This is a genomic window from Pseudomonas putida W15Oct28 (assembly GCF_000708715.2).
Classification (GTDB): domain Bacteria; phylum Pseudomonadota; class Gammaproteobacteria; order Pseudomonadales; family Pseudomonadaceae; genus Aquipseudomonas; species Aquipseudomonas putida_R.
The window spans coordinates 88,597-114,769 of the sequence record NZ_JENB01000016.1 but is presented as its reverse complement, the minus strand read 5'-3'; the positions used below and the strand labels follow the sequence as shown (position 1 = coordinate 114,769).

At 62.9% G+C, this 26,173-nt stretch carries 29 protein-coding genes; 16 read left to right on the top strand and 13 right to left on the bottom strand.

Annotation, left to right across the window (positions count from 1 at the left end; all coding sequences use genetic code 11):
- Positions 1-10: 10 nt before the first annotated feature.
- Positions 11-610 (bottom strand): TetR/AcrR family transcriptional regulator, encoded by a 600-nt coding sequence (locus AK81_RS13725; RefSeq protein WP_043199759.1) that lies wholly within the window; start codon positions 608-610, stop codon positions 11-13.
- Positions 611-812: 202 nt separating this feature from the next.
- Between AK81_RS13725 and AK81_RS13720 the strand changes: the two genes are divergently transcribed.
- The gene (locus tag AK81_RS13720) at positions 813-1,982 is read left to right on the top strand and encodes a p-hydroxyphenylacetate 3-hydroxylase oxygenase component (protein ID WP_043199758.1); all 1,170 of its coding nucleotides are present in this window, start codon (positions 813-815) and stop codon (positions 1,980-1,982) included.
- A 79-nt stretch (positions 1,983-2,061) separates the two neighbouring features.
- Entirely contained in the window at positions 2,062-2,991 is a 930-nt protein-coding gene (locus AK81_RS13715; RefSeq protein WP_043199757.1) for a p-hydroxyphenylacetate 3-hydroxylase reductase component, read from the top strand.
- Positions 2,992-3,136: 145 nt separating this feature from the next.
- Here AK81_RS13715 and hpaI read toward each other — a convergent pair whose 3' ends face one another.
- The 8 genes from hpaI to AK81_RS13675 all read right to left on the bottom strand — a co-directional run bounded on the left by hpaI (position 3,137) and on the right by AK81_RS13675 (position 10,601).
- A complete protein-coding gene (gene hpaI, locus AK81_RS13710) occupies positions 3,137-3,940 on the bottom strand; it encodes a 4-hydroxy-2-oxoheptanedioate aldolase (RefSeq protein ID WP_043199756.1) in 804 nt (267 codons plus the stop codon).
- A 10-nt stretch (positions 3,941-3,950) separates the two neighbouring features.
- The gene (hpaH, locus tag AK81_RS13705) at positions 3,951-4,754 is read right to left on the bottom strand and encodes a 2-oxo-hept-4-ene-1,7-dioate hydratase (RefSeq protein WP_028613290.1); all 804 of its coding nucleotides are present in this window, start codon (positions 4,752-4,754) and stop codon (positions 3,951-3,953) included.
- Positions 4,755-4,771: 17 nt separating this feature from the next.
- Entirely contained in the window at positions 4,772-6,079 is a 1,308-nt protein-coding gene (locus AK81_RS13700) for an MFS transporter (RefSeq protein ID WP_043199755.1), read from the bottom strand.
- A 54-nt stretch (positions 6,080-6,133) separates the two neighbouring features.
- A complete protein-coding gene (locus tag AK81_RS13695) occupies positions 6,134-6,538 on the bottom strand; it encodes a 5-carboxymethyl-2-hydroxymuconate Delta-isomerase (protein WP_043199754.1) in 405 nt (134 codons plus the stop codon).
- A 63-nt stretch (positions 6,539-6,601) separates the two neighbouring features.
- On the bottom strand, positions 6,602-7,525 hold the full coding sequence (hpaD, locus tag AK81_RS13690) for a 3,4-dihydroxyphenylacetate 2,3-dioxygenase (protein ID WP_043199753.1): 924 nt from the start codon (positions 7,523-7,525) through the stop codon (positions 6,602-6,604).
- Between the two features lie 175 nt (positions 7,526-7,700).
- Positions 7,701-9,161 carry a 5-carboxymethyl-2-hydroxymuconate semialdehyde dehydrogenase gene (hpaE, locus tag AK81_RS13685; protein WP_043199800.1) on the bottom strand — a complete coding sequence of 487 codons (1,461 nt, stop codon included), beginning with the start codon at positions 9,159-9,161 and terminating at the stop codon, positions 7,701-7,703.
- A gap of 5 nt (positions 9,162-9,166) precedes the next feature.
- Complete coding sequence (locus AK81_RS13680) at positions 9,167-9,931, bottom strand: fumarylacetoacetate hydrolase family protein (RefSeq protein WP_043199751.1); 765 nt, start codon at positions 9,929-9,931, stop codon at positions 9,167-9,169.
- Positions 9,932-9,941: 10 nt separating this feature from the next.
- On the bottom strand, positions 9,942-10,601 hold the full coding sequence (locus AK81_RS13675) for a fumarylacetoacetate hydrolase family protein (protein WP_043199749.1): 660 nt from the start codon (positions 10,599-10,601) through the stop codon (positions 9,942-9,944).
- A 171-nt stretch (positions 10,602-10,772) separates the two neighbouring features.
- On the opposite strand from AK81_RS13675, the gene hpaA reads away from it, so the two are divergent.
- Positions 10,773-11,678: a 4-hydroxyphenylacetate catabolism regulatory protein HpaA gene (gene hpaA / locus AK81_RS13670; protein ID WP_043199747.1), complete on the top strand. Its 906-nt coding sequence runs from the start codon at positions 10,773-10,775 to the stop codon at positions 11,676-11,678.
- 156 nt (positions 11,679-11,834) lie between these two features.
- Positions 11,835-12,257, top strand: a complete 423-nt coding sequence (gene hpaR / locus AK81_RS13665) for a homoprotocatechuate degradation operon regulator HpaR (protein WP_043199745.1) — start codon at positions 11,835-11,837, stop codon at positions 12,255-12,257.
- A gap of 211 nt (positions 12,258-12,468) precedes the next feature.
- On the opposite strand, the gene AK81_RS13660 is transcribed toward hpaR, so the two are convergent.
- Positions 12,469-13,557: an asparaginase gene (locus AK81_RS13660; RefSeq protein ID WP_043199743.1), complete on the bottom strand. Its 1,089-nt coding sequence runs from the start codon at positions 13,555-13,557 to the stop codon at positions 12,469-12,471.
- 401 nt (positions 13,558-13,958) lie between these two features.
- Here AK81_RS13660 and AK81_RS13655 point away from each other — a divergent pair, with 401 nt between their 5' ends.
- The 7 genes from AK81_RS13655 (at position 13,959) to AK81_RS13625 (ending at position 20,992) form a co-directional block, all read left to right on the top strand.
- Positions 13,959-14,915, top strand: coding sequence for a sugar ABC transporter substrate-binding protein (locus AK81_RS13655; protein ID WP_043199742.1), 957 nt, complete (start codon positions 13,959-13,961; stop codon positions 14,913-14,915).
- Positions 14,916-14,936: 21 nt separating this feature from the next.
- Positions 14,937-16,490: a sugar ABC transporter ATP-binding protein gene (locus AK81_RS13650; protein WP_043199740.1), complete on the top strand. Its 1,554-nt coding sequence runs from the start codon at positions 14,937-14,939 to the stop codon at positions 16,488-16,490.
- Positions 16,487-17,482, top strand: a complete 996-nt coding sequence (locus tag AK81_RS13645; RefSeq protein ID WP_043199739.1) for an ABC transporter permease — start codon at positions 16,487-16,489, stop codon at positions 17,480-17,482. Before AK81_RS13650 ends, AK81_RS13645 begins: the two co-directional genes overlap by 4 nt.
- Positions 17,483-17,486: 4 nt before the next feature.
- Complete coding sequence (locus tag AK81_RS13640) at positions 17,487-18,509, top strand: LacI family DNA-binding transcriptional regulator (protein ID WP_043199738.1); 1,023 nt, start codon at positions 17,487-17,489, stop codon at positions 18,507-18,509.
- 15 nt (positions 18,510-18,524) lie between these two features.
- The gene (rbsK, locus tag AK81_RS13635; RefSeq protein ID WP_043199737.1) at positions 18,525-19,433 is read left to right on the top strand and encodes a ribokinase; all 909 of its coding nucleotides are present in this window, start codon (positions 18,525-18,527) and stop codon (positions 19,431-19,433) included.
- On the top strand, positions 19,430-19,828 hold the full coding sequence (rbsD, locus tag AK81_RS13630) for a D-ribose pyranase (protein WP_043199736.1): 399 nt from the start codon (positions 19,430-19,432) through the stop codon (positions 19,826-19,828). Before rbsK ends, rbsD begins: the two co-directional genes overlap by 4 nt.
- Before the next feature lie 162 nt (positions 19,829-19,990).
- Positions 19,991-20,992 carry a nucleoside hydrolase gene (locus AK81_RS13625; protein ID WP_043199734.1) on the top strand — a complete coding sequence of 334 codons (1,002 nt, stop codon included), beginning with the start codon at positions 19,991-19,993 and terminating at the stop codon, positions 20,990-20,992.
- Here the strand turns inward: AK81_RS13625 and AK81_RS13620 are convergent.
- Positions 20,964-21,176 carry a hypothetical protein gene (locus tag AK81_RS13620; RefSeq protein WP_016499011.1) on the bottom strand — a complete coding sequence of 71 codons (213 nt, stop codon included), beginning with the start codon at positions 21,174-21,176 and terminating at the stop codon, positions 20,964-20,966. The two genes, AK81_RS13625 and AK81_RS13620, sit on opposite strands and share 29 nt — an antisense overlap.
- Before the next feature lie 273 nt (positions 21,177-21,449).
- Here AK81_RS13620 and AK81_RS13615 point away from each other — a divergent pair, with 273 nt between their 5' ends.
- Positions 21,450-21,767, top strand: a complete 318-nt coding sequence (locus AK81_RS13615) for an I78 family peptidase inhibitor (protein WP_043199732.1) — start codon at positions 21,450-21,452, stop codon at positions 21,765-21,767.
- A gap of 233 nt (positions 21,768-22,000) precedes the next feature.
- Here AK81_RS13615 and AK81_RS13610 read toward each other — a convergent pair whose 3' ends face one another.
- Together AK81_RS13610 and AK81_RS13605 are read right to left on the bottom strand one after the other, a co-directional pair.
- Positions 22,001-22,213, bottom strand: coding sequence for a cold-shock protein (locus tag AK81_RS13610; RefSeq protein ID WP_012273095.1), 213 nt, complete (start codon positions 22,211-22,213; stop codon positions 22,001-22,003).
- A 163-nt stretch (positions 22,214-22,376) separates the two neighbouring features.
- Complete coding sequence (locus AK81_RS13605; protein ID WP_043199730.1) at positions 22,377-22,682, bottom strand: hypothetical protein; 306 nt, start codon at positions 22,680-22,682, stop codon at positions 22,377-22,379.
- A gap of 337 nt (positions 22,683-23,019) precedes the next feature.
- Between AK81_RS13605 and thrS the strand changes: the two genes are divergently transcribed.
- Genes thrS through rplT form a run of 4 tightly spaced genes read left to right on the top strand, consistent with a single transcriptional unit; the run spans position 23,020 to position 26,132 of the window.
- On the top strand, positions 23,020-24,942 hold the full coding sequence (gene thrS / locus AK81_RS13600) for a threonine--tRNA ligase (RefSeq protein ID WP_043199728.1): 1,923 nt from the start codon (positions 23,020-23,022) through the stop codon (positions 24,940-24,942).
- Positions 24,942-25,493, top strand: a complete 552-nt coding sequence (infC, locus tag AK81_RS13595; protein WP_193393763.1) for a translation initiation factor IF-3 — start codon at positions 24,942-24,944, stop codon at positions 25,491-25,493. Before thrS ends, infC begins: the two co-directional genes overlap by 1 nt.
- 60 nt (positions 25,494-25,553) lie before the next feature.
- Positions 25,554-25,748, top strand: coding sequence for a 50S ribosomal protein L35 (gene rpmI, locus AK81_RS13590; protein WP_008100408.1), 195 nt, complete (start codon positions 25,554-25,556; stop codon positions 25,746-25,748).
- Positions 25,749-25,775: 27 nt separating this feature from the next.
- Positions 25,776-26,132 (top strand): 50S ribosomal protein L20, encoded by a 357-nt coding sequence (rplT, locus tag AK81_RS13585; RefSeq protein WP_009394046.1) that lies wholly within the window; start codon positions 25,776-25,778, stop codon positions 26,130-26,132.
- The last annotated feature ends 41 nt before the right edge of the window (positions 26,133-26,173 follow it).

Here is a 26,173-nt window from a genome sequence, read left to right as displayed (position 1 = left end):
GCGCCAGGCGTCAGCGGTTGAGTGACAGCGAGTCTTCCAGCACTTTCAGCAGTGCTGTTGCACGCCGTTCGTAGGCGTCGGGGCCTGCGTACATCAGTTCTACATAAAGGCTGTCGATGATGCCCAGGTAGGCATCGGCATACAGCGCCAGGCGGCTGTGCTGCTCATGCGCCCAGCCGTGGCGAGCTTGCAGGGCCTGGCAGAACCCTTCGCGTATGCCGTCCAGGTATTTTTCGAAGCCCGACGTGACAATCGGCTTGATGCCCGCCGGGGGCAGGAAGGCGGTGCGCAACACGAAGCGCAGTTCGGCCGAGTCGCGGTAACGTTCGGCCAGGTGCAGGGCCAGCCAGTGCCCCGGCGCCAGGCCGTCGCGGCCTTCCTGCGCAAAGCCCTGTTCGACAAAGGCCGTTTCCTGCACCAGCGCACGCTGGAACACCTCCACGAACAAGGCATCCTTGTTGGCGAAGTGCGCATACAGCGATGCCTTGCGCATGCCCGCCAACTGGGCGATTTCGTTCAGTGAAGAGGCGTCATAGCCGTACTCGGCGAAGTGGCCGACGGCGGCATCGCACACACGCACCGCAGAAGGGGAAAGGGCTTTCAACTGCATCACTCCGTCAGGGGCGCGGCGGACCGCGCGCGTCTTGAGGGTGGGATTGTGGTGATCGAAAATGCACGGGTCAATGCTTGTCGCACGGCAATTTTCGGGCGCCATGGAAAGTGCAATGTTCCCCTCGTAACGTGCATTCCGCCCCCCAATCGCCGCTCACATACTGATCGCGTCTTCGCATCCAATAAGAAAGAGACCGCTCATGAACAAGCCAAACCCCCTGCTGGAAGACCTGAAATCCGTCCTGCCGACCATTGCCGCGAATGCCATGCGTGCAGAGCAGGACCGCAGTGTACCGGCAGAGAATATCGCCTTGCTGAAAAGCATCGGCATGCACCGCGCCTTCTTGCCCAAACACTACGGCGGCATGGAAATCACCCTGCCGGAGTTCGCCCAGTGCATCGCCCTGCTGGCGGGGGCCTGCGCCAGCACCGCCTGGGCCATGAGCCTGTTGTGCACCCACAGCCACCAGATGGCGATGTTTTCGCCCAAGCTGCAGCAGGAGGTGTGGGGCAGCGACCCGGACGCCACCGCCAGCAGCAGTATCGCGCCGTTCGGCCGCACCGAAGAGGTCGAGGGTGGCGTGTCGTTCAGCGGCGAAATGGGCTGGAGCTCGGGTTGCGATCACGCCGAATGGGCGATTCTCGGTTTCCGCCGCAAGAATGCCGAAGGCGCTCAGGATTACTGCTTCGCCATCCTGCCACGCAGCGACTATGAAATCCGTGATGACTGGTATGCCGTGGGCATGCGCGGCAGCGGCAGCAAGACCCTGATCGTGCGTGACGCCTTCGTGCCCGAGCACCGCATCCAGAAGGCCAAGGACATGATGGAGGGCAAGTCGGCGGGCTTTGGTTTGTACCCCGACAGCAAGATTTTCTTCGCCCCGTATCGCCCGTATTTTGCCAGCGGCTTCTCCACTGTCAGCCTGGGCGTTGCCGAGCGCATGCTGGAGGTGTTCCGCGAGAAAACCCGCAACCGCGTGCGTGCCTACACCGGTGCTGCCGTGGGCGCCGCCACCCCGGCGCTGATGCGCCTGGCCGAGTCGACCCACCAGGTGGCCGCCGCCCGGGCACTGCTGGAAAAAAGCTGGGACGAGATTGCCGAGCACAGCGCCCGCCACGCATACCCGACGCGTGGCACGCTGGCGTTCTGGCGTACCAACCAGGGCTACGCCGTGAAGATGTGCATCCAGGCCGTCGACCGCCTGATGGAAGCGGCCGGTGGTGGCGCCTGGTTCGAGAGCAACGAACTGCAACGGCTGTTCCGCGATTCGCACATGACCGGCGCCCACGCCTACACCGATTACGACGTGTGTTCGCAAATCCTCGGCCGCGAGCTGATGGGCCTGGAGCCTGACCCGGCGATGGTCTGAGCCGCTGCCTGTTTTGAACCATCCCCTACAAGCACAACAACAAACAGGGCAGGCTGCCAGGCCTGCCCGGGAGTCTTGCATGTCCAACGAAACCTTCGATTCACGTGCCTTCCGCCGCGCTCTGGGCAACTTCGCCACCGGCGTGACTGTAGTGACTGCCGCCGGCCCCAGTGGCCGCAAGGTCGGCGTTACCGCCAACAGTTTCAACTCGGTATCGCTGGACCCGGCGCTGATCCTGTGGAGCATCGACAAGCGCTCCACCAGCCATGAAGTGTTCGAAGAAGCCTCGCACTTTGCCGTGAACATTCTGGCTGCGGACCAGATCGACCTGTCCAACAACTTTGCCCGCCCGAAGGAAGACCGTTTTGCCGGCGTCGTGTACGAAACCGGCGTCGGCGGTGCGCCGCTGTTGGTCGACTGCGCGGCGCGCTTCGCGTGTGAAAAGTACCAGCAGCTGGACGGTGGCGATCACTGGATCCTGGTGGGCAAGGTGGTGGCCTTCGATGATTTCGGCCGCTCGCCGCTGCTGTACCACCAAGGCGCCTATTCCATGGTACTGCCGCACACCCGCATGACCCAGCGCGCGGAGGGGCAGGCACCGAGCAGCCACTTCCAGGGTCGCCTGCAGCACAACCTGTACTACCTGATGACCCAGGCGTTGCGCGCCTACCAGGCTGACTACCAACCACGCCAGTTGTGCACCGGCCTGCGCACCAGCGAGGCACGCATGCTGATGGTGCTGGAGAACGATGCGGGCCTGAGCCTGAACGACCTGCAACGCGAAGTGGCGATGCCGGCGCGGGAGATCGAGGAAGCGGTGGCCAACCTCAAGCGCAAAGGGCTGATTGCCGATGACGAGGGGCGTGTGCGGTTGTCGGTGAAGGGCGTGGACGAGACCGAGGCGTTGTGGACCATTGCCCGCGAACAACAGCACAAGGTGTTCGGGCAGTTCAGTGAAGCGCAGCTGGATACCTTCAAGACAGTGCTGAAGGCGCTTATCAATATCTGAACCTGAAAGACCGGGGCCGCTTTGCGGCCCTTCGCGGGCTTGCCCGCTCCCACAGGTTTTGCGCTGAGTGCAGGCATACGCAACCACTGTGGGAGCGGGCAAGCCCGCGAACACCGGCAAAGCCGGTGCCATCCGCTAAGGTGCCTCAGTAGACACCACCCCCGGCACTGCTGACCACCGGGGTATCCTTGAACTTCCCCGCCAACTCGCGCAGCCCGCGCATCAGCACTGTGGTATCCACACCCACTGCCACAAACGCCGCACCCAGCGCGATGTAACGCCGCGCCAACTTCTCGTCCGCGCTGAGAATACCGGCAGCCTTGCCCGCCTTGCCAATGCGCACGATCGCGTCTTCAATCGCCGCCTGCACCTCCGGGTGCCCTGGGTTGCCCCGATGCCCCATCGCCGCACTCAGGTCCGCAGGCCCGATGAACACGCCATCCACACCCTCCACTGCAACGATCTCGTCCAGGTTGGCCAGGCCTTCCTTGTTCTCGATCTGCACCAGCAGGCACATCTGTTCATCGGCGTGGTCGAGGTAACCGGGGATTGTGTTCCAGCGTGAAGCCCGCGCCAGCGCGCTGCCCACCCCGCGAACGCCCTTGGGCGGGTAGTGCATGGCCTTGACCAGTTGCTGCGCCTGTTCGGCAGTTTCTACCATCGGCACCAGCAAGGTTTGTGCGCCGATATCCAGCACCTGCTTGATCAGCGCGGTGTCGCCGATCACCGGGCGGATCACCGCCTGGCTGGGGTAGGGCGCAACAGCCTGCAACTGCGCAAGCATGCCGCGCAGGTCGTTGGGCGCGTGTTCGCCGTCGATCAGCAGCCAGTCGAAACCAGCATTGGCGGCCAGTTCTGCACAGTAGGCGTCGGCCAGGCCGAGCCACAGGCCGATTTGCGGTTCGCCGCTGCGCAGGCGTTGCTTGAAGTGGTTGATGGGCATGTCCATGGGCAGGTCCTCAAACGAAGCGGCAGGCGATGGAGCCGAGCATGTCGTAGTCGACGTGGAAGGTGTCGCCAGGGCGTGCGGCGACCGGGCGGGTGAACGAACCCCCAAGGATGATCTGGCCGGGCTGCAAGGTGACGTCGTACGGCGCTAGTTTGTTGGCCAGCCAGGCAACGCCCTTGGCCGGGTGGTTGAGCACGGCAGCGCTGACCCCGGACTCCTCGATCACGCCGTTGCGGTAGAGCACTGCGGGCACCTTGCGCAGGTCGATTTCGGTGGGGCGCACGGCCCGCCCGCCCATCACCACACCGGCATTGGCGGCGTTGTCGGAGATGGTGTCGAACACCTTGCGCGTGGCCTGGGTTTGCGGGTCCACCTGCTGGATGCGCGCGTCAATGATTTCCAGCGCCGGGATCACCCATTCGGTGGCATCCAGCACATCAAACACGGTGACGTTCGGGCCCTTCAGCGGCTTGCCGAGGATGAACGCCAACTCCACTTCAACGCGCGGCACGATGAAGCGCTCGAAGGGGATGTCGCTGCCCTCATCGAACAGCATGTCGTCGAGCAAGGCGCCGTAGTCGGGCTCGGTGATGTTCGACGACACCTGCATGGCGCGCGAGGTCAGGCCGATCTTGTGGCCCACCAGCTTGCGGCCGGCGGCGATCTTTTTCGCCACCCAGGCGCGCTGGATGGCGTAGGCGTCTTCGATGGTGATTGCCGGTTGCTCCAGCGAGAACTGGCGCACTTGCTCGCGGGAGCGTTCGGCCTGGTCGAGGCGTTCGGCGGCGTGCTGGATGAAAGCGTTGTCTAGCATGGGGGCGGTCTCTAGATTCAAGGGTTGACGATGGCAGCCTGGGTGCGCAGCACCAGCAGGCCGCCCAGGGCGATGAAGACGGCGAGTACGTACAGGGCCAGGCTGGCGCTGTGGGTGGTGTCGCGTACCCAGCCGATGAAGTAGGGCGTGAAGAACGAGGCGATGCTGCCCAGCGAGCTGATCAGGGCAATGCCGGCGGCCTGGGTACGGGCGTTGAGGAACGCCGGCGGCAGTTGCCAGAACATCGGCAGCGCAGCGCTGGCGCCCATGCCGGCCAGCACCAGGCCGGCCATTACCGGCAGCGCCTGCTCGGGTGCAATGGCCGCAACGGCGATGCCGACGGCAGCCATCAGCAGCGGTACGCACAGGTGCCAGCGGCGTTCGCGCTGGCGGTCGCTGGAGCGCCCGCAAGCCAGCATGAACACGCAGCCGGCCACGTAAGGCACAGCGCTGAGCAGGCCGACACTGGCGTCGCTGGCCACCCCAGCGCTGTGAATCAGGCTGGGCATCCAGAACGCCAGGGTGTTCACCGCCAGCATCACTGCGCAATACACCGCTACTAGCAGCCACAGCGCCCGGCTGGCGAAAATGGCACTGAACGAGGTCACCGACTTGCGCTGTTCTTCCTCACCGAATTGCGCGCGCAGCGTGGCTTTCTGCTGCTCATTCAGCCAGCTCACCCGCTCGAAGTGTTCCGGCAGAACGGCCAGTACCACCAGGCCCAGCAACACCACCGGCGCGCCTTCGAGCAGGAACATCCACTGCCAGCCACGCAGCCCGCCCGTGTCGTGCATAAAGGCCAGGATGGCCCCGGACACCGGCCCGCCGACCACCCCGGCCAATGGCACGGCAATGGCGAACAGCGCGGTGACCTGGGCACGGCGCCCGGCCGGGTACCAGCGGTTGAGGTAAACCAGAATGCCCGGGAAGAACCCGGCCTCGGCCGCGCCCAGGGCAAAGCGCAACAGGTAGAATGCGCTGCTGCTTTCGATCAGCAGCATGCTGGTCGACAACAGCCCCCACACCACCATCAGGCAGGCGATCCAGCGGCGTGGGCCAACGCGGTCGAGCATCAGGTTGCTGGGGACGCCGAACAGCGCATAGGCAATGAAGAACAGCCCGGCACCCAGGCCATAGACCGTGTCGGACAAGTGCAGGTCCTGGCTCATCTGCATCTTGGCGAAGCCGATGTTGATGCGGTCCAGGTGGGCGAACAGGTAGCACACCAGCAGCAGCGGCATCAGCCGCCAGGTGACTGCCCGATGGGTACTGTCGGCCCGTTCAGCGTGTGCCTCGCGCGGCGAGGCGTGTTCGAGTGTGCTCATGTTTTTGTACTTGTTCTGTAATGAGTCGGGGAGGGCGTGGTTTGCGCTGGCGCGCTAGCGGTTGAACAGTGGGTGCAAGGTGCTGTGCTTGGCGTCGTAAACCTGTGCGGTGCTGTGGTCGATCTGCACGGTGATGCCGACCGGGCGCTGTTGCAGCAGGGGGTCCAGGCGGGCTTTCAACACCGCCAGCAAGCTGTCGCCCACTGCTTTGTGCACCTCGGCGCTGCGCCCGGTAGCCATGCGCAGGTTGGCGTACAGAAAGCCGTACTCGCTTTTGCCGTCGGCCACCGCGCAATGGGCGGCGGGGTAGGCCAGCACGCGGGTACCGCCAGTGGGGAACACGGCTTTGCCTTCGGCATCGCGTTGTTCAAGCATGGTGTCGGCCAGGGCGCGGCACAGGCCGGGGATGTCGGCGTCGGTTTCAAGGTCGGGGGTGTAGAGCAGAACCAGGTGTGGCATGGGTGCCTCCTCGGTGAGGCGCGGCTGGCCACCCGCCAGGGCGACCAGGCGCGAACGGGTGGGTTACAGGCGGCTGGTGGACACCACGGCGGCCGGGTTGGCGGCCTGGGCAGCAGGGATGGCGCCGCCGTCCTGCGGGGTGACCGGGAAAATCGCGTTGATCTGGCCGGTGCCGGAAGAGCCGAAGTAGGGCGTGACCACTTCGGCTTTGCCGTCGTAATCGGACCAGCCCAGCGCACCCAGCAGCATCGCCGTGTCGTGCATGAAACCCTCGCCGTGGCCCTTGGCGGCGTACTCCGGCAGCATCCCGCAGAAGGCTTCCCACTCACCGTCTTGCCACATTTGCACCACACGGTGGTCGAGGGTTTCGAGGAACGGGCTCCACACCTTGGTGGCAAAGTCCGGTGCCTGGCCGTTCTGCGCGAAGCGGTGCGACAGCGAGCCGCTGGCCAGGAACGCCACGGTGCCGTCGTAATGCTCTTCCACGGCCTTGCGCATGGCCCAGCCCAGGCGGGCGCTGTCGGCCAGGTAGTGCGAGGTGCACAGTGCCGAGACCGAGACCACCTTGAAGTGCTGGTCCTGGTTCATGTAGCGCATGGGCACCAGGGTGCCGTATTCCGGGGCGAGGGTGGTGGCGTGGTGGGCCATGGTTTCGACGTTGAAGCGGTTGCATTCTTCGGCCAGCAGCTTGCCCAGCTCGGGGTTGCCGGGGAAGGCGTAGGGCATGTTGCTGATGAAGTGCGGCAGTTCGTTGCTGGTGTACACACCCTCGAAATGCGGCCCGCACAGCACGTGGTAGTTGGCGTTGACCAGCCAGTGGGTGTCGAACACGACAATGGTGTCCACGCCCAGCTCACGGCAACGGCGGCTGATTTCGTGATGCCCGTCGATGGCCGCCTGGCGAAAGCCCTGGCGCGGGCCTGGCAGTTCGGACATGTACATGGACGGTACATGGGTAATCTTGGCAGTGAGAGCGAGTTTGCCCATGGAAAGCTCCGGTTTGAGGATGTTGTTGTGGTGTGGGAGCAACGGTCGGCCGACGCGACGCCCTTGTGGGAGCGGGCATGCCCGCGAACACCGGCGTAGCCGGTGCCATCCACCGCGTCGGTTTTTTCGCGGGCGCGCCCGCTCCCACAGGGTTACTTACCCGATCGAGCCAGCGTTATACGCCCCAGCGAGGAATGTGGTGGCTACCCATGGAAATACACACGTTCTTGATCTCTGCAAAGACCTCGAAGCTGTACTGCCCACCTTCACGCCCGGTACCGGAACCTTTCACACCACCAAACGGCTGGCGCAGGTCGCGTACGTTCTGGCTGTTGATGAACACCATGCCGGCCTCGATGCCACGGGCCAGGCGATGGGCTTTGCCGATGTCCTGGGTCCAGATGTACGAGGCCAGGCCGTACTCGGTGTCGTTGGCCAGTTGCAGCGCCTCGGCTTCGTCCTTGAACGGGATCAGGCACACCACCGGGCCGAAGATTTCTTCCTGGGCAATGCGCATCTTGTTGTTCACGTCGGCGAACACGGTGGGCTGAATGAACTGCCCTTTGGCCAGGTGCGCCGGCAGGTTGGCCGGGCGCTCCAGGCCACCGGCGACCAGGCGTGCGCCTTCTTCGATGCCGATGCGGATGTAGCCGGTGACCTTGTCGTAGTGCTGCTGGGTGATCATCGAGCCGACCTGGGTTTTCGGGTCGGTCGGGTCACCGACGATCAGGCGCTTGGCGCGGGCCGCGAACTCGGCAACGAACTGCGGATACACGCTTTCCTGGATGAAGATGCGGCTGCCGGCGGTGCAGCGTTCGCCGTTCAGCGAGAAGATGGTGAACAGCGCGGCGTCCAGTGCACGCTCAAGGTCAGCGTCTTCGAAGATCAGCACCGGCGACTTGCCGCCCAGTTCCATCGAGTACTTTTTAAGGCCTGCGGTCTGCATGATCTTCTTGCCGGTGGCAGTGCCACCGGTGAAGGAAATGGCGCGCACATCCGGGTGGCGTACCAGTGCATCGCCGGCGGTGGCGCCGTAACCCTGGATCACGTTCAGCACGCCGTTGGGGATGCCGGCTTCTACAGCCAAGCGGCCCAGTTCGTTGGCGGTCAGCGGCGACAGCTCGCTCATCTTCAGCACGGCGGTGTTGCCCAGCGCCAGGCACGGCGCAGTCTTCCAGGTAGCCGTCATGAACGGCACGTTCCACGGGCTTACCAGGCCGCACACACCCACCGGCTGGTACAGGGTGTAGTTGAGCATCTGGTCGTCGACCGGGTAGGTGTGGCCGTCCATGCGCGTGCACACTTCGGCAAAGAAGTCGAAGTTGTGCGAGGCACGCGGGATCAGCACGTTCTTTGTCTGGTGGATCGGTAGGCCGGTGTCGAGGGTTTCCAGCTCGGCCAGTTTCGGCACGTTCTGCTCGATCAGCTCACCCAGCTTGCGCATCAGCCGGGCACGTTCCTTGGCCGGGGTGTTGGCCCACTTGGGGAAGGCTTCCTTGGCCGCAGCCACGGCCTGGGCCACTTCTTCGGCGCCGCCGCTGGCGACTTCACAGATGGCATCGCCGGTGGCCGGGTTGTAGTTGACGAAGGTGTCTTTGCTCTCGACCTCACGGCCGTTGATCCAGTGCTTGATCATGCTGCTCATGCCTTGTTGTTCTTGAAGAAGTCAGCTTCGCTGACGATACGGTTGACCAGGCGACCGACGCCTTCCACTTCCACCACCACTTCATCACCCGGCACTACATCGGCCAGGCCTTCTGGGGTGCCGGTGGCGATCATGTCGCCCGGTTGCAGGGTCATGAAGCTGGAGAAGTATTCGATGAGGTGCGGGATGTCGAAGATCATGTCCGCCGTGGTGCCTTCCTGCTTCAGCTCACCGTTGATCCAGGTGCGCAGCTTCAGGTTGCTGACGTCTGGCACATCGGCGGCATCGACAATCCATGGGCCGACCGGGGTGGTGGCGTCACGGTTTTTCACCCGCAGGTTGGGGCGGTAGTAGTTTTCCAGGTAGTCGCGGATGGCGTAGTCGTTGCACACGGTGTAGCCGGCTACATACTCCAGGGCGTTTTCACGCTTGACGTTTTTTGCCGGCTTGCCAATGACCGCGACCAGCTCGCACTCGTAGTGCATGTATTCGACGTTGTCCGGGCGCCAGGTGACCTGGTTGTGGCCGGTGTAGGTGCCCGGCGACTTGATGAAGGCCAACGGTTCGGTGGGCGGCGCGAAGGCCAGCTCCCTGGCGTGGTCGGCGTAGTTCAGGCCCAGGGCGAACATGCTGCCGGTGGCCGGTGGCAGCCAGGTGACCTGGTCCTGATGGACCAGGCGGCCGTCGGCCAGGCGCAGGTGATCGTCTTCGACCGTGACATCGTGGGCTTGGCCGTCGAACTGGATACGGGCGTGTTTCACAGGTAATTCCTCACTCGGCGACGATGTGGTTGGTCAGCTTGCCCAGGCCGTCGATCTCGATGTCGACGCGGTCACCTGGCTGTACATCGACGCGGCCCTCGGGGGTGCCGGTGATCAGGATGTCGCCGGCGTGCAGGGTCATGAACTCGCTGATTTCGGCAATCAGCTGGGCCACCGTGCGCACGCAGTTGGCGGTGTTGTTGTGCTGGCGAAGTTCGCCATTCACATACAGGCGCAGGCCCAGGGCATCGGGGTTTGCCACCTGGCTGGCGGGCACCAGTTCGGGGCCGACCGGGCAAAAGCCATCACGGCACTTGGCCTTGACCGCCGGGCGGTAGTAGCTGTCTTCGGGCAGGCTCACTTCGTTGACGATGGTGTAGCCCGCCACGTGCGCCAGGGCATCGGCCACGCTGACGCGGCTGGCGTCCTTGCCAATCACCACACCCAGCGCCGGGCCGGGTTGCACGCGCTGCACGCCGGCCGGGAACACCACCTGGCCTTCATGCTGGTTGCGGGTGTTCGGGGTTTTAACGAACAGCACCGGCTTGACCGGCAGTTGCTTGTACGGTGCTTCGACGAACGCCGCTTGGTGCTGCTGCAGCAAACCCTGGTAGTTCAGCGCGACGCCGAACAGGGTGCCGCTGGCAATGTCATGCAGGGCATGGCTCATGCTCTTCTCCTGGCAATGCAGGGCGGTGGCCGTCCTGCGGATTTCGTTAATGTGTTAATGTTATAGTTAATATGTTAACGATGGTCAAGGGGTGGCCAGTGGCGCCTGCCGGCAAGGCAGTGCACCATGGGCCATCGTCAACAGGGTTAAGCGATTTGCGAGCAAGCAGCCATGAGCGACCGGCATCCGATACCGAACATCAACATCGGCCAGGTCTACGACCAGCGCTATAGCGACAGCGAGGTGCATTACGACCGGCTGGGCAACCTGGCAGGCTTTTTCGGGCGCAACATGCCGGTGCACCGGCATGACCGGTTTTTCCAGGTGCATTACGTGAAGTCGGGCACGGTGCGGGTGTACCTGGATGACCAGCAGTACATCGAGGCGGGGCCGATGTTTTTCCTCACGCCGCCCACGGTGGCGCACGCGTTCGTCACCGAAGCTGACAGCGACGGGCATGTGCTGACGGTGCGCCAGCAACTGGTGTGGCAACTGATCGAAGCCGATGCCAGCCTGCTGCCGGCGGGCATGCAGGTGCAGCCGGCCTGTGTGGCGCTGGGCAACCTGCCGGCCGAATACAAGGCCGAGGCGCAGCGCCTGCAAGGCTGGCTGGAAGCGTTGAGCGACGAATTTGCCACGCAGCAACCGGGGCGCGAGGCGGCGTTGCAGTCGCTTACCCGCCTGATCATGATCAGCCTGCTGCGGCTGTGCCCCCACTCGCTGGAATCGACCCCGGCGCGGCATGAAGACCTGAAGATCTTCCACCGCTTCAATGCCCTGATCGAAGCGCATTACCTGGAGCACTGGCCGCTGGCCCGCTACGCGCAGCAGATCGGCGTGACCGAGGCGCGGCTGAACGATGTGTGCCGGCGCATCGCCGACTTGCCGTCCAAGCGCCTGGTGCTGGAACGGCTGATGCAGGAGGCCAAGCGTTTGCTGTTGTTTTCCGGCAGCACGGCCAACGAAATCTGTTACCAGCTCGGTTTCAAGGACCCGGCCTATTTCAGCCGCTTCTTCAACCGCTACGCCAAGCTCACGCCCGGGGAGTACCGCCAGCGGCAGGCAGAATTGCAGTGAAATGGCCACGTCGGCTCACCCGCTTGCTGTTGTTGTTTGCAACGGATGGTCGCAGCCCGCGCGCCGGGCTTGAATGGGTTTTCCGTGGAACAGATTGCACTTTCCATCGCGCATGCCCTTAAATTCGTGAATTGAAAAAAAGCCACAGGTTTGACCATGACCAAGACCCAACCTTCGCTCACGCTAAGCCTGTTGCAGGCCCGAGAAGCCGCGATGGCATTTTTCAGGCCGCTGTTGAACCAGCACGACCTGACCGAGCAGCAATGGCGGGTAATCCGCATCCTCAAGCAGCATGGCGAGCTGGAGAATTACCAGTTGGCGGAGCTGGCCTGCATCCTCAAACCGAGCATGACCGGGGTACTGGGGCGCCTGGAACGCGACGGACTGGTGCGGCGGCAGAAGGCCGCGCAGGACCAGCGGCGGGTGTTCGTCAGCCTGACCGAAGGCGGGGAGGCGTGCTTTGCCTCGATGAAGGAAGGGATGGAGGCCAACTACCAGAAGATTCAGGCGCAGTTTGGTGAAGAGAAGCTGCAGCAACTGATAGGGTTGTTGAATGACCTGAAGCGCATCGCGCCGTAGCATTCTCCTGGCCTTGCGCGAACCTTTTGTAGGAGCGGCCTTGTGTCGCGATGGGCTGCGCAGCAGCCCCAAGATTTGAGCTTCGCCGCAGAAATCGCCGGGGCCGCTGCGCAGCCCATCGCGACACAAGGCCGCTCCTACAGGGGGCGCGTTCGCCGGTGGGGCGGAGCGAGGCCCCCAGTGCCGGCGAACCGGCCTTGAGGGTAAACGATCAGTACTCCCAGAAAATCCGCTGCAGCTCTTTGCTGTCCTGGGTCTTGGTCATGGCGACCATCGCCAGAATGCGCGCCTTCTGCGGGTTCAGGTCGTGGGCCACGACCCAGTCGTTCTTGTCATCCGGCTGTTCGGCGTTGCGCAGCACGAAACCGCCCTGGTTGACGTGCGACGAGCGGATGATCTGCACGCCGTTCTTGCGCAGTTCCTGCAACGCCGGCACCACCCGTGACGACACCGAACCGTTGCCGGTACCGGCATGGATCAGCGCCTTGGCGCCGTTTTGCGCCAGTGCCTTGTAGGCGGTGTCGGTCACGTTGCCATAGCCATAGGCGATGTCCACCTGCGGCAGGCTGCTGATCTGCTTGATGTCGAACTCGGAATTGACCGTGTGGCGCTTGGCCGGCAGGCGGAACCAGTAGGATTTGCCTTCCACCACCATGCCCATCGGGCCCCAGGCGCTCTTGAAGGCTTCGGTCTTGATGTTGACCGACTTGCTCACGTCACGGCCCGACTGGATTTCGTCGTTCATGGTCACCAGCACGCCCTTGCCGCGCGACTGCTTGTCGCTGGCCACGGCCACGGCGTTGTACAAGTTGAGCATGCCGTCGGCAGACATGGCGGTGCCCGGGCGCATCGAGCCGACCACCACGATTGGCTTGTCGGTCTTTTCTACCAGGTTGAGGAAGTAGGCGGTTTCTTCGAGGGTGTCGGTGCCGTGGGTAATGACGATGCCGTCGACGTCCTTGCTCTCGGCCAGTTCGGCAACGCGCTTGCCGAGCTTGAGCAAGTCTTCGTTGGTGATGCTTTCAGAGGCGATCTGCATCACCTGCTCGCCGCGCACGTTGGCGATGTCGGCCAGTTCCGGCACGCCGGCGATCAGCTTGTCGATGCCCAGCTTGGCAGCCTGGTAGGTGGCGCTGTTGGCGGCGCTGGCACCGGCGCCGGCAATGGTGCCGCCGGTGGCGAGGATGACCACGTTGGCCAGCTTTTGCTGGGTTTCGGCTTCTTTGGCCGAGGCGGTGGCTGGCAGGATCAGCAGCAGGGCGAGTGCGCTGGGGGCGAAGGTTTTAAGTGCGGCATTCATCGTTATTGTTCTCTCTCTTCCTAGTGAGATAGTTATTGAGTCGCGCAGGGCTTGAGGCATGTTTCGTACCAAGCCCGTACGCGCTCTTTGTGTAGGAGCGGCCTTGCGTCGCGATGGGCTGCGCAGCAGCCCCAAATTGCTGGCTTTTGCACATATCGCCGGGTCTGCTGCGCAGCCCATCGCGACACAAGGCCGCTCCTACAGGGGCATCAATCCATTCGCAATTCCGAACAAGCATAGGAAAAGGTGTTCGGTTTTCCGGAAAAATCTGGATAATCGGCACAGCAGCGCTTTGGCCTCCGAAATCAAACGGATTTGACAAACCCCGGTCCTGTTTCCATAGTTAGTCAACGCAAACGTTTGCGATCCGATAAAAAACACAAGATTCGGAGTCATCGTCCATGAAACTGCCGTTCCCCGGTCGTCTGCTGGCCCTCGCTGTCGTTTCCTCCCTTTCCCTCGCCCTGCCATTGTCTGCCGCCCATGCCGAAGACAAGCCCAAGGTCGCCCTGGTGATGAAGTCACTGGCCAACGAATTCTTCCGCACCATGGAAGACGGCGCCAAGGACTACCAGAAAACCCACGCCGACGAATTCGATCTGGTTGCCAACGGCATCAAGAACGAAACCGACACCGGCGAACAGATCCGCATCGTCGAGCAGATGGTCAATTCCGGCGCCAAGGCGTTGGTGATTGCCCCGGCTGATTCCAAGGCGCTGGTATCGGTGGTGAAGAAGGCCATGGACCAGGGCGTGGTGGTGATCAATATCGACAACCGCCTGGACCCGGACCTGCTCAAGAGCAAAGGCATCAGCGTGCCCTTCGTCGGCCCCGACAACCGCAAAGGCGCGCGCCTGGTTGGCGACTACCTGGCCAACGAGAAGCTCAAGGCTGGCGACCAGGTGGGCATCATCGAAGGGGTGCCGACCACCACCAACGCCCAGCAGCGCACCGCCGGCTTCAAGGACGCCATGGACGCCGCGCAGATGAAAATCGTCTCGGTACAAAGCGGCAACTGGGAAATCGACAAAGGCAACGCCGTCGCCGCCGCCATGCTCAACGAATACCCTGACCTGAAAGCCTTGCTGGCCGGCAACGACAGCATGGCGCTGGGCGCCGTGTCGGCCGTGCGCGCCGCCGGCAAGACCGGCCAGGTGCAAGTGGTGGGTTATGACAACATCAACGCCATCAAGCCGATGCTTGCCGATGGTCGCGTGCTTGCCACCCTCGACCAGGCCGCCAGCCAGCAGGCGGTGTACGGCATCCAGGCCGCACTGAAAATGGTCAAGGGCGAGAAGCCTGATGTGGATGCCGACAACGTCATCCAGACCCCGGTCCAACTCATCACCAAGCCCTGATTGCTGGCAGGAGAAACGGCCATGTCTGCATCGGCCAACGAAGTGATGCTCGCCGCCAGCGGCCTGGGCAAGACCTACGCCCAGCCCGTGCTCGGCGAGGTCAGCCTGAGCCTGCGCGCCGGGGAAGTGCTGGCCCTGACCGGCGAGAACGGCGCGGGCAAGAGTACGCTGTCCAAGCTGATCAGCGGCCTGGAGGTGCCCACCACCGGGCACATGACCTACCGCGGCCAGGCCTACGCGCCTGCCAGCCGCAGCGAGGCCGAGCGCCTTGGTGTGCGCATGGTCATGCAGGAGCTGAACCTGCTGCCGACGCTGACCGTGGCGGAAAACCTGTTTCTCGACAACCTGCCCAGCCGCTTCGGCTGGATCAGCCACAAGCGCCTGCGCCAGTTGGCCACGGCCGCCATGGCCCAGGTCGGGCTCGACGCCATCGACCCGGACACCCCGGTCGGCGAGCTGGGCATTGGCCACCAGCAGATGGTCGAGATTGCCCGCAACCTGATCGGCGACTGCCATGTGCTGATCTTCGATGAGCCCACGGCGATGCTCACCGCGCGCGAGGTGGAGCTGCTGTTCACCCAGATCGAGCGCCTGCGCCAGCGTGGCGTGGCCATCGTCTACATTTCCCACCGCCTGGAGGAACTGCAGCGCGTGGCACAGCGCATCGTCGTGCTGCGCGACGGCAAACTGGTGTGCGATGAGCCGATCCAGCGCTACAGCAGTACCGAGCTGGTCAACCTGATGGTTGGCCGCGAGCTGGGCGAGCATATCGACCTGGGCCGTCGGCAGATCGGTGCGCCGCTGTTGAAGGTCGACAAGCTCAGCCGTGCTGACAAGGTGCGCGAGGTGTCGTTCGAGGTCAGGGCAGGGGAGATCTTCGGCATCTCCGGCTTGATCGGCGCCGGGCGTACCGAGCTGTTGCGGCTGATCTACGGCGCCGACCGTGCCGACAGTGGCAGCATCGCGCTCGGCCAGCCACTACAAGCGGTCACCATCGACTCGCCCAAGGCCGCCGTGAAGGCGGGCATCGCGCTGATTACCGAAGACCGCAAAGGCGAGGGCCTGCTGCTGACGCAGTCGATCAGCGCCAACATCGCCTTGGGCAACCTGGGCGCGGTGTCGCGGGCCGGTGTGCTCGATGGCCAGGCGGAACAGGCCTTGGCCGAGCGCCAGATCCAGGCCATGCGCATTCGCAGTGCCGGCGCCCACCAGGTTGTGGGCGAGCTGTCTGGCGGCAACCAGCAGAAGGTGGTGATCGGGCGCTGGCTGGAGCGCGACTGCCAGGTGCTGCTGTTCGACGAGCCCACCCGTGGCATCGACGTGGGTGCCAAGTTCGACATCTATGGCCTGCTGGCCGAACTGGCGCGCCAGGGCAAGGCGCTGGTGGTGGTGTCCAGCGACCTGCGCGAGCTGATGCTGATCTGCGACCGCATCGCCGTGCTGTCGGCCGGTCGCCTGATCGACACCTTCGACCGTGACCATTGGAGCCAGGACCAGCTGCTGGCCGCGGCCTTTGCCGGTTATCAGAAACGTGACGCACTGCTGCACGCTGCAGCCCCCAGGACGGACGCATGAAAACCACCCCGCTCGATAGCCAAGGCGCCGCCGCTGTGCGCCGCAGTGGCACCTACTTTGGCCTGGGCACTTACCTGGGCCTGGCTGGCGCCTTGCTGGCGATGATTGTGCTGTTCTCGTTCCTTAGCAGCCACTTCTGGTCGTACAACACCTTCAGCACCCTGGCCAACCAGATCCCCGACCTGATGGTGTTGGCGGTGGGCATGACCTTCGTGCTGATCATCGGCGGCATCGACCTGTCGGTGGGCTCGGTGCTGGCCCTGGCGGCTTCTGCCGTAAGTGTGGCGATCCTCGGCTGGGGCTGGAGCGCGCTGCCGTCGGCCCTGCTGGGCATGGCCGTGGCCGCACTGGCCGGTAGCATCACCGGCGGCGTTACCGTGGCCTGGCGTATTCCCTCGTTCATCGTCTCGCTTGGCGTGCTGGAAATGGCCCGCGGCCTGGCCTACCAGTTAACCGACTCGCGCACCGCCTATATCGGCGATGCCTATGCCTGGTTTTCCAACCCGGTTGCCTTTGGTATTTCGCCAGCGTTCATCATTGCCTTGCTGGTGATTGTGCTCGCCCACCTGGTGCTGACCCGCACGGTGTTCGGCCGCTACCTGATCGGTATCGGTACCAATGAAGAGGCCGTGCGCCTGGCGGGCATCGACCCGCGCCCGTACAAAGTGCTGGTGTTCGCCCTGATGGGGCTGCTCGCCGGCTTGGCTGCGCTGTTCCAGATATCCCGCCTGGAAGCAGCAGACCCCAATGCCGGCTCTGGCCTGGAGCTGCAGGTGATCGCCGCCGTGGTGATCGGCGGCACCAGCCTGATGGGCGGGCGTGGCTCGGTCATCAGCACCTTCTTTGGCGTCCTGATCATTTCCGTACTGGCCGCCGGGCTGGCGCAGATTGGCGCCAGCGAGCCGACCAAACGCATCATCACCGGGGCGGTGATCGTCATCGCCGTGGTGCTCGACACTTACCGCAGCCGGCGTGCAGCCCGGCGGAACTGACAATATGGCAACCATCAAAGACGTCGCGGCACTGGCGGGCATTTCCTACACCACCGTGTCCCATGTACTGAACAAGACCCGGCCGGTGAGCGAACACGTGCGGCAGAAGGTTGAAGCCGCCATTATCGAGCTGGACTACGTGCCCAGTGCGGTGGCGCGCTCACTCAAGGCGCGCAGCACGGCCACCATCGGCCTGCTGGTGCCCAACAGCGTCAACCCGTACTTCGCCGAGCTGGCACGGGGCATTGAAGATGCCTGCGAGCGCAACGGCTACTGTGTGATTTTGTGCAACTCCGACGACAACCCACAGAAGCAGCGCAGTTACCTGCGCGTGCTGCTGGAAAAGCGCATCGACGGCCTGGTAGTGGCTTCGGTGGGCCAGGACAGCGACCTGCTGCAAAGCCTGGCCTGCGTGCGCACGCCGATGGTTATCGTCGACCGTGAGCTGGAAGGCGTCGATGCCGACCTGGTGCGCATCGACCACGAGCAGGGCGCATACCTGGCCACCCAGCATCTGCTGGAGCTTGGCCACCGCGACGTCGCCTATATTGGCGGCCCCGCCGAAACCGGGGTAACCCAGCTGCGCCTGAACGGCTTCCGCCGTGCCATGGCCGAAGTCGGCGTGCCGGTGCTGGGCAGCCGTGTGCTGCACTGCGACTTCACCAGCCCGGGTGGGCATGCCGCAGCGGCGCAGGTGCTGGAGGGCAAGCGGCCCACGGCGATTTTTGCCGGCAACGACATGATCGGTTTCGGCGTGCTGCGTGCGGCAGCCGAACGCAATATCAGCGTACCCGGCGAGCTGTCGGTGATCGGCTTCGACGACATCGAGCTCAGCCGCTATGTGTACCCGCCGTTGACCACGGTGGGCCAGTCGATTCGCGAGCTGGGCGAGAGCGCCGCTTCACTGTTGCTGACACGTATAGGTACACCCCGGCAAGGCGCGGCGGAGCAACGCATTGTTGCCCCGCGCATCGTGCTGCGTGAGTCCACCGGGCCGCGCCCGGACTTGTTCAACGATTACCGCTAACGCTAAGGAAACGTCATGAATGCCAAGGTTGTGGTGGTCGGCAGCCTCAATATGGACCTGGTGGCCCGCGCCCAGCGCCTGCCCCGGGCCGGCGAAACACTCCCCGGCGAAAGCTTTTTCACCGTGCCGGGCGGCAAGGGTGCCAACCAGGCCGTGGCGGTGGCACGGCTGGGCGGCAGCGTGGCGATGATCGGCAACGTGGGTGACGATGACTATGGTCGGCAGTTACACCGGGCCCTGTATGTCGAGGGCATCGACTGCCAGGGCGTCAGCACGTGCCCGGGTATGTCCAGCGGTGTGGCACTGATCACCGTGGATGCTGCCAGCCAGAACTGCATTGTCATCATTCCCGGCGGCAACGGCCTGCTGACGCCGCAGTCGGTACAGCGCTTCGATGCATTGCTGCAGGCGGCCGAGGTGGTCATCTGCCAGCTGGAAGTGCCGGCCGACACCGTGGCCTGGACCCTGGCCAGGGCGCATGAATTGGGCAAACAGGTGATCCTGAACCCGGCGCCGGCCACCGGCCCCTTGCCGGCGGACTGGTTTGCCCGCATCGATTACCTCACGCCTAACGAAAGCGAGGCCGAAGCCCTGACCGGCGTGGCCGTCACTGACCAGGACAGCGCCCGGCGCGCCGGTGAGCGCTTGCTGCAACTGGGTGCGGGCAAAGTGATCATTACCTTGGGTGCGCAAGGGGCCTTGTTGGTGACTGCCAATGGGCATCAGCATTTCCCGGCGCCTGTGGTGCAACCGCTGGACACCACGGCTGCTGGCGATACCTTCATTGGCGGCTTTGCTGCCGGGCTGGTGCGGGGGCTGGAGGAGGGCGAGGCCATTGCCTTTGGCCAGCGTGCCGCCGCCTTGTCGGTTACACGTGCCGGTGCCCAGCCGTCCATTCCCTACCTGGCGGAGCTGACACCATGAAGAAAACCCCCTTGCTGAACGTTGCCCTGTCGCGGGTCATTGCCGGCATGGGGCATGGCGATATCCTGGTGATCGGCGATGCCGGGCTGCCAGTGCCGCCGGGTGTTGAAATGATCGACCTGGCCATCACGCCCGGCCTGCCGGATTTCGCCAGCGTGTTGCGCGTGGTGCTGAGCGAGTTGCAGGTAGAACGGCATGTGCTGGCGGAAGAAATGCAGAAAGTGGTGCCGCCGGCGCTGGTCGAGATCGAGCGGTTGAAGGGCAAGCTGGGCAAGCGCGAATGGCTTAGCCATGAAGATTTCAAAGTGCTGTCGCGCAGTGCCCGAGCGGTGGTGCGGACCGGTGAGTGCCAGCCCTACAGCAACATCGCCCTGATCTCAGGCGTCACCTTCTAGCTCGTCGGGTTGGCCTGTACAGATCTCTGTGGGAGCGGGCGTGCCCGCGAACACCGGCAACGCCGGTGCCATTCACCGAGTTGAATTCTTCGCGGGCATGCCCGCTCCCACAGAGGATTGCGGTTAGCCTTCATAATCATGCTCTGGCAACAGGAGTGCCCCATGCTCAAACCCCTGCTACAAGGAATCGCCTTCATGGCCACCGCCACCACCCTCCAGGCCGCCCCCATCGACCTGATCATCGACACCGACCCCGGCGCCGACGACGTGGTCGCGCTGTTCCTGGCCATGGCCTCGCCCGACGAGCTCAATATCCGCGCCATCACCACAGTGGCCGGCAACGTGCGCCTGGATAAAACCTCGCGCAACGCCCGCCTGGCCCGCGAATGGGCGGGGCGCGAAGACATCCCCGTGTACGCCGGCGCCGGCCGCCCAATGGTACGCACACCCATCTACGCCGCTGACGTGCATGGCGAAGAGGGCCTTACCGGTGTGCAGGTTCACGAGCCAAAAGCGCCCCTGGCCCAGGGCAATGCCGTGCAATACCTGGTCGACACCCTCGGCGCAGCCAAACCGCACAGCATCACCGTTGCCATGCTCGGCCCGCAGACCAACCTGGCCCTGGCGTTGATCCAGCGCCCGGACATCGCCAAGGGCATCAAGGAGGTGGTGGTTATGGGCGGTGCCCACTTCAATGGCGGCAACATCACCCCGGCAGCAGAATTCAACCTCTACGCCGACCCGCACGCCGCCGAAGTGGTGCTGGCCAGCGGCGTGCAACTCACCTACCTGCCGTTGGACGTCACCCACAAGCTGTTGACCAGTGACGCCCGCCTGAAACAACTGGCAGCCGTGAACAACCAGGCCAGCAAGCGCGTGGTGGATATCCTTAAGGCGTACATTGCCCACGACATGGACCTGTACGGCATGCCCGGCGGCCCGGTGCATGACGCCAGCGTCATTGCCTACCTGTTAAAGCCTGAGCTGTTCAGCGGCCGACGCATTCATATGAGCATCGACAGCCGCGAAGGCCCGACCTTCGGCCAGACCATTGCCGACTGGTACGGCGTGCTCAAGCAGCCGGCGAATGTGCTGTGGGTGGAGCAGGGCGATGCCCAGGGGCTGTTCGACCTGCTCAGCGCACGTCTGGCGCGATTGGAATAGCCGCGTGCGGCGCGTAGCGCTCGAACACCTGGTCGATGAAGCTGCGTGCCGCCTCGGCGCCGTTGTCGCGTACCAACAGGTCGATGGCGATCAACAACAATTCCTCCGGTGTGCCAGGGCTGTACGCGCTCTGGCCCTCGGCCCATTTGACCTTGATGTCGGCATCGATGCTATGGGTACTCATGAAAAGCTCTCGCTGGGGGCCCGGAACGAAGGGGTGAACACCTGACCCTGGTGTTCGATGGAGGCGGGATGCGCTCCACTTCTTGCAGCAAATCATGGCTTTGCGCCAGTGACCGTGCGCTAAGCATATGGCAAACGCAGGGGGTTGTGCAAAATCCGGTCACGATTGCTTTTCGCCTCGGTGCTAGAGTTGAGGCAGACTTGACCGGTTTTGCAACGAATACTGAGCGGAGCTGTCGGAACAGACAGTTCCCGGACCCATTTAGGAGGCTTCATGTTCCGTACCCGTGCTTACCTGGCAACCCTGGCGGTGGCTGCTGTCCTGGCTGGTTGCAGCACAGGTGGCAACGCTGGTGGCGATGCGCCAGCCGCATCGGCTGGCAACGATGGCCGCTGCGAAGCCAGCGGCGCCGATTTTGCCATTGGCAAACCAGGCAGCGCCGAGCTGCTGGAGCAGGCGCGCAAGGCCAGTGGCTCGCAGACGGCACGCATTCTCAAGCCGCACGATGTGGTAACCCTGGAGTACCGCTCCGACCGCCTGAACCTGAACGTGGACGAACAGGGCAAGGTAACCCGCGTCAACTGCGGTTGATGCAGCTCTAAAGGCCCATGCGGTCCCTGTAGGAGCGGCCTTGTGTCGCGATGGGCCGCAAAGCGGCCCCGGCATTTCATGCGGCGAAGCTAAAAACCTGGGGCCGCTTCGCGGCCCATTCCGACCGGTCCGGCGCCCCGGCAAGGCCGCTCCTACAAAGAGCAGCGTGTGCCGCCTGGCAAACGCCCATAAAAAAACCCGCCACAAGGGCGGGTTTTTTCACAGCTTCCGAATTACTCCGGACGAACCTGTGCAGCCTGCATGCCCTTCTGGCCGCGCTCGGCGACGAAGGAAACAGTCTGGCCTTCTTTCAGGCTCTTGAAGCCGTCGGATTCGATGGCCTTGAAGTGAACGAACAGGTCGTCGCCGCCGCCTTGTGGGGTGATGAAGCCGAAGCCTTTCTCATCATTGAACCATTTGACGGTGCCGGTTTGGCGATTGGACATGGGATGAATCTCCAGAAACTTGAATTTTTTCGAAGTGCCACAGGCGCCTGAGCTGCCTGGCACAGAACACATCATAGTCTAATTCTGCGGATGTAGCGCCTTTTACCTTCACTAGATGTTGATCTAGGGCAAAAAAATTATCGCCAACCCCGGCTTTAAGGTTTCAGCCCTGGGGCGCGCAGGCCTGTTTCACTACCGTTTGCGCCTTCTGCATCAGCTTGGCGTCCACGCCATCCTGGCTGTCCAGGTCGGCAATCTCCGCGTCGGTGAAATTCTTTTTGATGGCCTTGGCGCCACAATCGCAGTGCTTCTTCGCGGTCGCAGCGTCGACGCCTTGGCCAGCGGCCACCTGCGTGCACTGGGTTGTGTAGGCGGCTTCCTTCCCGGCTGGGAAGTTGCCAGCGTTGGCAGCCACGGGCAGCAGCAGGGCGCCAGCGGCCGCCAGGGCCAGAAGAGACGGAACTCGCATAACCAGTTACTCCTTGGGTTAAGGTCTCATCAAGAGTAGGTTGCTTCCCAAAGTCTGAGCGGTATTTTTCCGCGTTAGTTCACCGCTGCGGTGCAATTTCCAAATATTTCTGCCTGGGGTGCAACCCGCGTGCTAGCATGCTCGGCTTGTGGTCGCGCTGTGCCGGCTGCAGCTATCTTTTTTCTTTCCAGTCACTCTGGTTCGTCCCTTGCAAGCCGAAAGGCTTCTGCCACTGTGAGGCAGGCTTCCTTATAAAGGAGGGCAGGTCGGATCTTGTACTGGCTCATCCCAACCCACGTGACCTTTGGTAGGGGTCACCACTAGGAGAGGAGGCGCCATGCCCACTATTACTCTTCCCGATGGCAGTCAACGTTCGTTTGATCACGCCGTATCCGTAGCCGACGTTGCCGCCTCTATCGGCGCCGGCCTGGCCAAGGCCACCGTCGCCGGCAAGGTCGACGGCAAACTGGTCGATGCTTGCGACCTGATCAGCCACGACGCCACCCTGCAGATCATCACCCCTAAAGATGAAGAGGGACTGGAGATCATCCGTCACTCGTGCGCCCACTTGGTTGGCCACGCCGTGAAGCAGCTGTACCCGACCGCCAAGATGGTGATCGGCCCGGTTATCGACGAAGGCTTCTATTACGACATCGCCTACGAGCGCCCCTTCACCCCTGAAGACATGGCCGCCATCGAAAAGCGCATGATGGAGCTGATCGAGAAAGACTACGACGTGGTCAAGAAGGTGACCCCGCGCGCCGAAGTCATCGACGTGTTCAAGGCCCGTGGCGAAGACTACAAGCTGCGCCTGGTCGAAGACATGCCGGATGAACAGGCCATGGGCCTGTACTACCACGAAGAATACGTCGACATGTGCCGTGGTCCGCACGTGCCGAACACCCGCTTCCTCAAGGCATTCAAGCTGACCAAGCTGTCCGGTGCCTACTGGCGCGGCGATGCCAAGAACGAGCAGCTGCAGCGCGTGTACGGCACCGCCTGGGCCGACAAGAAGCAGCTGGCTGCCTACGTTCAGCGCATCGAAGAAGCCGAAAAACGCGACCACCGCAAGATCGGCAAGCAGCTCGACCTGTTCCACCTGCAGGAAGAAGCCCCGGGCATGGTGTTCTGGCACGCCAACGGCTGGACCGTGTACCAGGTACTCGAGCAGTACATGCGTCAGGTACAACGCGCCAACGGCTACCTGGAAATCAAGACCCCGCAGGTTGTCGATCGCATTCTCTGGGAGCGTTCGGGCCACTGGTCCAACTACGCCGAGAACATGTTCACCACTTCGTCGGAAAGCCGTGACTACGCGGTAAAACCGATGAACTGCCCGTGCCACGTGCAGGTGTTCAACCAGGGCCTGAAAAGCTACCGCGACCTGCCGCTGCGCCTGGCCGAGTTCGGTGCCTGCCACCGTAACGAGCCGTCCGGCGCCCTGCACGGCATCATGCGCGTGCGTGGCTTCGTGCAGGACGACGCGCACATCTTCTGCACCGAAGATCAGGTGAAGAAAGAAGCCGCCGACTTCATCAAGCTGACCCTGGACGTGTACAAGGACTTCGGCTTCAGCGACATCGCCATGAAGTTGTCCACTCGTCCGGCCAAGCGTGTCGGTTCCGAAGAGCTGTGGGACCGTGCCGAAAGCGCACTGGCCGACGCCCTGAACGAATCGGGCCTTGAGTGGGAATACCAGCCGGGCGAGGGCGCCTTCTACGGCCCGAAAATCGAGTTTACCCTGCGCGACTGCCTCGGCCGTAGCTGGCAGTGTGGTACCCTGCAGTACGATCCGAACCTGCCAGAGCGTCTGGATGCGAGCTACATCGCCGAAGACAACAGCCGTGTTCGCCCGGTCATGCTGCACCGCGCCATCCTCGGTTCGTTCGAGCGCTTCATCGGCATGCTGATCGAACACTACGCTGGCGTGTTCCCGGCGTGGCTGGCTCCGACCCAGGCGGTGATCATGAATATCACCGACAAACAGGCCGATTTCGCCCTCGAGGTTGAGAAATCTCTGAACGGTAGCGGTTTCCGTGCCAAGTCGGACTTGAGAAATGAGAAGATCGGCTTTAAAATCCGCGAGCATACTTTGCTCAAGGTCCCGTACCTTTTGGTTATAGGGGATCGCGAAGTCGAAACGCAAACCGTTGCAGTGCGTACTCGCGAAGGCGCAGACCTGGGCTCCATGCCCGTCGCCCAATTCGCTGAGCTTCTGACACAAGCGGTTTCCCGGCGTGGTCGCCAAGAATCGGAGTAATGACTATTAAGCGTGAAATGAGAAACGATAAGCGTGCTGTACCGAAGGCCCCGATCAACGAGAATATCTCGGCCCGCGAGGTTCGGTTAATTGGCGCAGACGGCGAGCAGGTTGGCATCGTCTCGATTGATGAAGCGCTGCGTATCGCTGATGAAGCGAAGCTGGATCTGGTAGAAATCTCTGCAGACGCGTTACCACCCGTCTGCAAGGTCATGGACTACGGCAAGCACCTCTTCGAGAAGAAGAAGCAGGCCAACGAAGCCAAGAAAAACCAGAAGCAGATCCAGATCAAAGAAATCAAGTTTCGTCCAGGGACGGAGGATGGGGATTACCAGGTAAAACTACGCAACCTGGTACGTTTCCTTACCGATGGGGACAAGGCCAAGATCTCTCTGAGATTCCGTGGTCGTGAGATGGCCCACCAGGAGCTGGGCATGGAGCTGTTGAAGCGGGTTGAAGCTGACCTGCTTGAATACGGCACCGTTGAGCAGCATCCTAAGATGGAAGGACGCCAGCTTATGATGGTCATCGCCCCCAAGAAAAAGAAGTAATCTCCCGGGCACGGCAGGCCTGATGATTATGTGTAATTTTATCGAATGCGGAGTTCCAACATGCCAAAAATGAAAACCAAAAGCGGTGCTGCGAAGCGCTTCCTGAAGACAGCTTCGGGCTTCAAGCACAAGCACGCTTTCAAGAGCCACATCCTGACCAAAATGTCGACCAAGCGTAAGCGTCAACTGCGCGGTAGCAGCTTGCTGCACCCGTCTGACGTGGCGAAAGTCGCGCGCATGCTGCGCGTTCGTTAATTCTGGTTAAGATAGAGGAAGTTACTCATGGCTCGTGTTAAGCGTGGCGTCATCGCTCGTAAGCGTCACAAGAAAATTCTGAAACTGGCTAAAGGTTACTACGGTGCACGCTCGCGCGTATTCCGCGTAGCCAAGCAAGCGGTCATCAAGGCAGGCCAATACGCCTACCGCGACCGTCGCCAGAAGAAGCGTCAGTTCCGCGCACTGTGGATCGCTCGTATCAACGCCGGTGCCCGCAACAACGGTCTGTCCTACAGCCGTCTGATTGCTGGCCTGAAAAAGGCTTCGATCGAAATCGACCGTAAGGTTCTGGCCGATCTGGCAGTGAACGAAAAAGCGGCGTTTGCTGCGATTGTCGAGAAAGCTAAAGCCGTTCTGGCTTAAGTACCCGCGACAATCACCCGGCGGCGCTAGCGCCGTCGGGC